Source organism: Fulvivirga imtechensis AK7, assembly GCF_000331535.1.
Lineage (GTDB): Bacteria > Bacteroidota > Bacteroidia > Cytophagales > Cyclobacteriaceae > Fulvivirga > Fulvivirga imtechensis.
The window spans coordinates 1-431 of record NZ_AMZN01000186.1; the positions used below are offsets into that span (position 1 = coordinate 1).

Annotated in this window: 1 protein-coding gene; it reads left to right on the plus strand. The window is 51.7% G+C overall.

Annotated elements, in window-relative coordinates:
• Window positions 1-431: hypothetical protein (locus C900_RS27685; RefSeq protein WP_157494293.1), on the plus strand; the 431-nt coding region annotated here is incomplete at both ends.

The following is a 431-nucleotide window of genomic DNA, read 5'->3' on the forward strand; positions in this document are numbered from 1 at the left end:
GTGGCGTTTCCCAACGCGGATGCGACAGCTTCGGATATCCATACCTCAGGTGATAATGAGGTAGTACAGCTCAATAACGCACAGCCTACCGGTCCTGCGCTGAGCCTGCCGGTAAACCCCGGTGACGAGCTGGATATGGAAGTGTACGGATACTTTGAGGGCGGCAGCGGCTATTCCACCACACAAGCGGCTACGGTATTGGTGAGCTCAATAGCAGGAGCCTTTGGTGGAGTGAACGGGGGGAACACCTATGAGCAGGCTACCTACGATGCTTTCAACACTGCTCATAGCAATAACATGCTGCTAAGCGGCACCAGTAGTGATACGCGGCCCGCTGCATATCTGAACTATATCATGTTTGATAGAAATATGAAACCCTACAAACATGGTCACGCACAGATAACATCTCAATCCTTCTACCACAGGCGCAT